Consider the following 4,853-nt stretch of genomic DNA (forward strand, 5'->3'; position numbering starts at 1 on the left):
CTGGAACGGTCCCAACTTCGGTAACGGCTGAACCTCTCGCCGGTAGGCCATGTCCGCCTCCGGCGCCCGAACCGCCTTACGCACCACACCACGCGACAGATGCAGGTCGCGCGCTATCGCCTTGATGGCCTTCCCCGACGCGTGCTCGCGTCGGATCCTCAACACCGTCTCCAATACCAACATCCCGATCTCGCCGCCTGACACACCGCCAAGCGTGCAGCCTAGGCCACCGGGATGAGGGGTCTTTTTTCGACGCCGATCACCCCGCTACCGGGGTCCTTTTTCCACGCCGATCCACACTACAAAGGGGCAATCTTCGGAGGGGAGCCACTTTCCGGCCGGCTGAAGGCGCTCACAGACAGCTGGGGCTTCGAAATGTTCGAGACCACGAGTCTGGGTGACGTCGCCGGAGCTACCGAGTGCCGCATGCACGATGGGTTCCACGCCTACGAGGACATCGCGTTCATCGAAGCGATCGACCCCGTTACGCGCCAACCAGTCCCCGACGGCGAGGTCGGGGAACTGGTCGTGACGACGCTTGTCGACCGCATGGCTCCGCTGATCCGCTACGCCACGGGGGATCTGACTACCATAGACCGCAGCCCATGCGGGTGTGGGCGCAATCACGCGCGCTTCAAGGTTCTTGGGCGCGCGAGCGACCAGATCCTCATCGAGGGACGCTCGATCCTTCCGCGAGAGATCATGAGCCTCGTGGAGGTACACACCGAAACCAGGGGAGCGCTCTTCCAGATCGTGCGGACCGATCGCGAGATGGCAACGCTGCGCCTGCGAGTCGGTTACGACGTGTCGCGGTTGACGTCGCCGGAGGCCTCCCTCCGACTTCGTCTGCACGACCAGATCTTTGCAGCTCTGGGCGTGCCGCTCGCCATCGAGCTCCTTGACGAGCAGGAGTTGCTGAAGCTCGGCCCGCCACACAAGATCCCGAGGGTGACAAAGGCATGACCATGGACATCCGCCCCGACGTCGTCGGCTGCTACCATGTGTCGGGCAAGGCCGAGTTCTTTCCCGCGCGCTACGACGAGCTCGAGCGGCAGGCCGTGGGCATGGCTCGCGTCCTGCAGTCTTTCCGATTCGCGCCCGGAAGCGTCATCTTGACCGTGTCGTCCGTCGGCGAAGTCGCCCAGTTCGCCGCCTTCGAGAAGGCGATCCAGATCACCGGGCATTACGGCACGAATGCGGAGGCGAGCATGTTCGATGCCGGCCGCGTGGAAGCCATCTGCCGACAGTTCGCGCCGACGGGAATCTTCGGTGTCGATCGACCTACGCTCGAGGGATTGAGGATGTTCGGCCACGATCCTGCGCGCGTGCTTGGCGGCCGGACCGTGTGGGCCCGCCCCGACGCCATGGATGAACTGTCGAAGATTGAAGGCGTCGATCTTCGGAGACTGATAGTCCTCGGGCCTACGATCGCATTTGAATGTGCCAAGGGTGGGCTGCACTTCCCATCGCGGGACTGGTCGCTCGAGGGCGGCGAAACGCTTTCAATTTCCTCCCGAATGCCGCTGATCACCCCTCTCCAGGGAGTTGATACCGGAGTGCGAGGCGTGACGAGCACGAAACCGTGCCGATGCGGTTCGCGTGACCTCACGATCCAGCTGGAGGACGCGGCATGACCAGGCACGCCTCCTTGGCGCCCTACATGGCGGTCCACCGTTACGGCCTCGGCGACCTCCTGCACGAGCAGGCACGCAGCCGTCACTCCATGCCCGCGATCGTGGACGGCGATCACGCGCTCACATTTTCAGAGTTGGACGAGCGTGTTAACCGGCTCGCGGGCGTCCTGCGCGCAAAAGGCGTCGTGAAAGGCGACCGAATCCTCTGGCTGGGGCAGAACAGCTTCAGGGTTCTGGAGGCGCTGCTGGCGGCGGCGCGCGTCGGAGCGATCTTCTGTCCGGCCAATTGGAGATGGTCGGTGGACGAGATCTCATTCGCTCTAGAGGACTTCGATCCCAAGGTCGTGTTTTGGCAGGAGGCGGAGGTCGGCACGAACATGCGCGCAGCCAGGGCGGGCTGGCGCAGTCCTAGCGGTAACTGGATCTGCCATGATGGCTGCCCGGGCGAGGACGAATATGAAGCCCTGATGGCGACGGCCGATCCTGCTGCCGACTTCGAGCCCGTGGAAACTTCGACCCCTGTTCTGGCAATCTATACCGCCGGCTTCTCCGGTCGCCCCGGTGCTGCGCTTCTAAGCCACGAGTCACTGATCATCATGGCATGGCAGGGAATGATGGCTCAGGCCATCAGCGAGGACAGCGCCTACCTTGTGTCAGGTCCGATGTTCCACATCGGTGTCATGATGGGCACGCTTGGCACCTTCCTCGCTGGCGGTCGAAACGTCTTCGTTGCGCGCGTGGACGCGAGTGAGCTGTTGGAAAGCATTCAGGCGAATCGCGTGACCCACGCCTTCATCGCTCCGCCTACGATCGCGCAGATGCGGGCGGTTAACGCGGATGGAGCGTACGACGTGTCCTCGTTGTTCGCCGACGCGCAGCTCTCGGACTATCGGATCCCCTTGGTTATGCCCGCGCACGCCCCATCGATGAAGCGGATGGGGGGATACGGTCAGACGGAGATCGGCGGCTTGTCATCCGTCCTTTGGATGGGGGGAACGGGCGCGGGACGTTCGATTCCCTTCGTCCAGTTCAAGATCGCGGACGACGCAGGCACGGAGATTGCGCACGGGGAGACCGGCGAGATCCTAGCTAGGGGGCCACTTGTCATGTGTGGCTATTGGAACCGGCCCGAGGAGAACGAGCGTCGCGTCGTGGATGGTTGGCATCGTACGAACGACCTGGGGCGGCGGGCGCCGGATGGCAGCCTCGTCTTCGTCGGCCCGAAGACCGGCATGATCAAGACGGGCATCGAGAACGTCTACCCGGCCGAGGTGGAGAACTGTCTGCGCACGCACGAGGGCGTCGCTGATGTCTGCGTCATCGGGGTTCCGGATCCCACATGGGACCAGAACGTGAAGGCGGTAATCGTCCGGAAGCCGGGAACCTCGCCCACTGCTGAAGATCTAATCGAGCACTGCCGCGCCCGTCTCGCCAGTTACAAGAAACCGAAAACGGTGGAGTTCGTCGATGCTCTGCCGCGTAACTCGAGCGGCTTCGTCGATCGAGCCGCTGTGGATCTCGCCCATGGCGGCGGCGGGTACCCCAGCGTCGGCTAGGCTCTCAAAGGCATGATCTGCCCGGCCAGGACGAACCAGACGCCATGTAACCAGATGTCGGTGAGGGCCGACACTGGTTGCACGGCCTCTGCTAACGCGTTTTTCGATTTAGCGATACGATGGCTGAACCCCGGATCGATCCGTGACCCGGGATCCGCTCCTTATCGATCGGCTCTGAGATACTTGCGCTGCTCCGCCACGACCTCCCGCATGGCCGCCTTTGCGTCCCGGCAGAAATACGGCATGTTGACATAACCGTGCGGCATGGCCGTGTAAGCCGTGAGCCTTGTCGGCACACCCGCGTCTCGCAGTGCTTCCGCATAGGCCACGCCGTCATCGTAGAGCGGATCGTAGCTCGCGATCTGAACTAGCGCTGGAGGTAGGTTTTCCTTGTCACGCGCCCGCAGCGGCGACAGCCGCCAATCGTTCGTCGGGTCTCCTTTCCCGGCATAGGACTCCTCGAAAGCGTCGAGCGCATTTCCGACGAGCACCGGCCCTTTCATATTCTGGCGTCGGGAGCGCGTCGAGTTCCGCAGATCTGTTGCAGGATATAGAAGCACCTGGTGATCGATGACCGGTCCACCTTGTTCGCGCGCCATCAAGGTTACGGCGGCTGCGAGATTTCCGCCAGCGCTCTCTCCCATGACGCCTAGGCGCTTCGCGCGCGCGCCGAGCATCTCCATGTTACTCGCAGCCCATGCGAGCGCATCGTAGCAATCGTGCAGGCCCGCCGGGAACGGGTGTGTAGGTGAGAGACGATAATCAACGGAGACGACGATAGCGTCCAGGTCGCGCGCGATGGTGCTCGCAATCCAATCGGCCGTGCTGAGATCGCCAACCGCCCATCCACCACCGTGAAATTCCACGACGAGGGGCCGAGGCGCGGTCTCGAGCGCCTCGGGCGTGTATATCCTCACCTTGATCGGGCCGTCGCGTCCTTCGATCGACTTGTCCACGCACGTCACCCCGTCGCGCTTGAAGCCCATGATGGCGCCCTTCAGCGCCCCGCCGGACCTTCCTGCGGACGCCATCTTTCCCGACGCGAGCAGATCGACCGTAATGTCGCCTGCACCGGCCATGATGCGCGCGAGTGCTTTGACGCGCGTCGGGAGGGGCTGCTTGATTATGGGAACTTGCGTGAACGATGCTTGATTGACCGAGCGTGCTTCCGCAGCGTCAAATAGGTTGATCGCGGCTCCTGCGTCACGCTTTCTGCTTGCGACAATCACGGCCGTTGCGGCAAGTCCGAGTCCGACGCCTAATAGCGTAGTCGAAGTTCGGGATCTGTTCACACCGCGCGCTCCTATCTGGTTTATGGACTGCTAAGATCGGCTACGTTCCTCGAAGGTACCCATCACCGCCCCGTCTGTCAATCGGCGTCCAAAAAGGACCCCCTATCGGCGTCCAAAAGAGACCCCCTTCGTCGAGCAGCGTGACAGGTATGACGGGCGCGCCGTTCGCGCTGGTTGCGGCGTAGGGCGGGCGTAGCCCGACCGGAGGCGCAACCAGCGCGAAGCGTTCTCTGCCGGGTGCCTCGGGCGTCAGCTGCGGTGTTTGAAGCGCCAGCTGTCGTTGCCGGTCTCGACGATGTCGCAGTGGTGGGTAATGCGGTCGAGCAGCGCGGTGGTCATCTTGGGGTCGCCGAAGACAGTCGGCCACTCGC

At 63.2% G+C, this 4,853-nt stretch carries 5 protein-coding genes and 1 pseudogene; 3 read left to right on the plus strand and 3 right to left on the minus strand.

What is annotated here, in order from left to right; all coding sequences use genetic code 11:
• Positions 1-183: pseudogene (locus HJG53_RS18440) on the minus strand (IS21 family transposase); the annotation flags it as partial.
• 192 nt (positions 184-375) lie between these two features.
• On the opposite strand from HJG53_RS18440, the gene HJG53_RS18075 reads away from it, so the two are divergent.
• Genes HJG53_RS18075 through HJG53_RS18085 form a run of 3 tightly spaced genes read left to right on the plus strand, consistent with a single transcriptional unit; the run spans position 376 to position 3,190 of the window.
• Positions 376-963, plus strand: coding sequence for a phenylacetate--CoA ligase family protein (locus HJG53_RS18075; protein ID WP_157742276.1), 588 nt, complete (start codon positions 376-378; stop codon positions 961-963).
• Complete coding sequence (locus tag HJG53_RS18080) at positions 960-1,634, plus strand: hypothetical protein (RefSeq protein ID WP_157742275.1); 675 nt, start codon at positions 960-962, stop codon at positions 1,632-1,634. Before HJG53_RS18075 ends, HJG53_RS18080 begins: the two co-directional genes overlap by 4 nt.
• Positions 1,631-3,190 carry an AMP-binding protein gene (locus tag HJG53_RS18085; protein ID WP_216628944.1) on the plus strand — a complete coding sequence of 520 codons (1,560 nt, stop codon included), beginning with the start codon at positions 1,631-1,633 and terminating at the stop codon, positions 3,188-3,190. The genes HJG53_RS18080 and HJG53_RS18085 overlap by 4 nt, the downstream gene beginning before the upstream one ends.
• Before the next feature lie 161 nt (positions 3,191-3,351).
• On the opposite strand, the gene HJG53_RS18090 is transcribed toward HJG53_RS18085, so the two are convergent.
• Both HJG53_RS18090 and HJG53_RS18095 read right to left on the minus strand, forming a co-directional pair.
• Entirely contained in the window at positions 3,352-4,419 is a 1,068-nt protein-coding gene (locus HJG53_RS18090) for an alpha/beta hydrolase (protein WP_095686819.1), read from the minus strand.
• A 312-nt stretch (positions 4,420-4,731) separates the two neighbouring features.
• On the minus strand, positions 4,732-4,853 hold a 122-nt coding region (locus tag HJG53_RS18095; RefSeq protein WP_171132689.1), incomplete at its 5' end, for an ATP-binding protein.

Source organism: Sphingomonas sp. ID1715 (assembly GCF_013044515.1).
Classification (GTDB): domain Bacteria; phylum Pseudomonadota; class Alphaproteobacteria; order Sphingomonadales; family Sphingomonadaceae; genus Sphingomonas_B.

What these genes read in the sequence shown, in the direction of transcription:
- HJG53_RS18075 (WP_157742276.1), top strand. Translation starts at nt 376, where the DNA reads ATGTTCGAGACCACGAGTCTGGGTGACGTCGCCGGAGCTACCGAGTGC.
- HJG53_RS18080 (WP_157742275.1), top strand. Translation starts at nt 960, where the DNA reads ATGACCATGGACATCCGCCCCGACGTCGTCGGCTGCTACCATGTGTCG.
- HJG53_RS18085 (WP_216628944.1), top strand. Translation starts at nt 1,631, where the DNA reads ATGACCAGGCACGCCTCCTTGGCGCCCTACATGGCGGTCCACCGTTAC.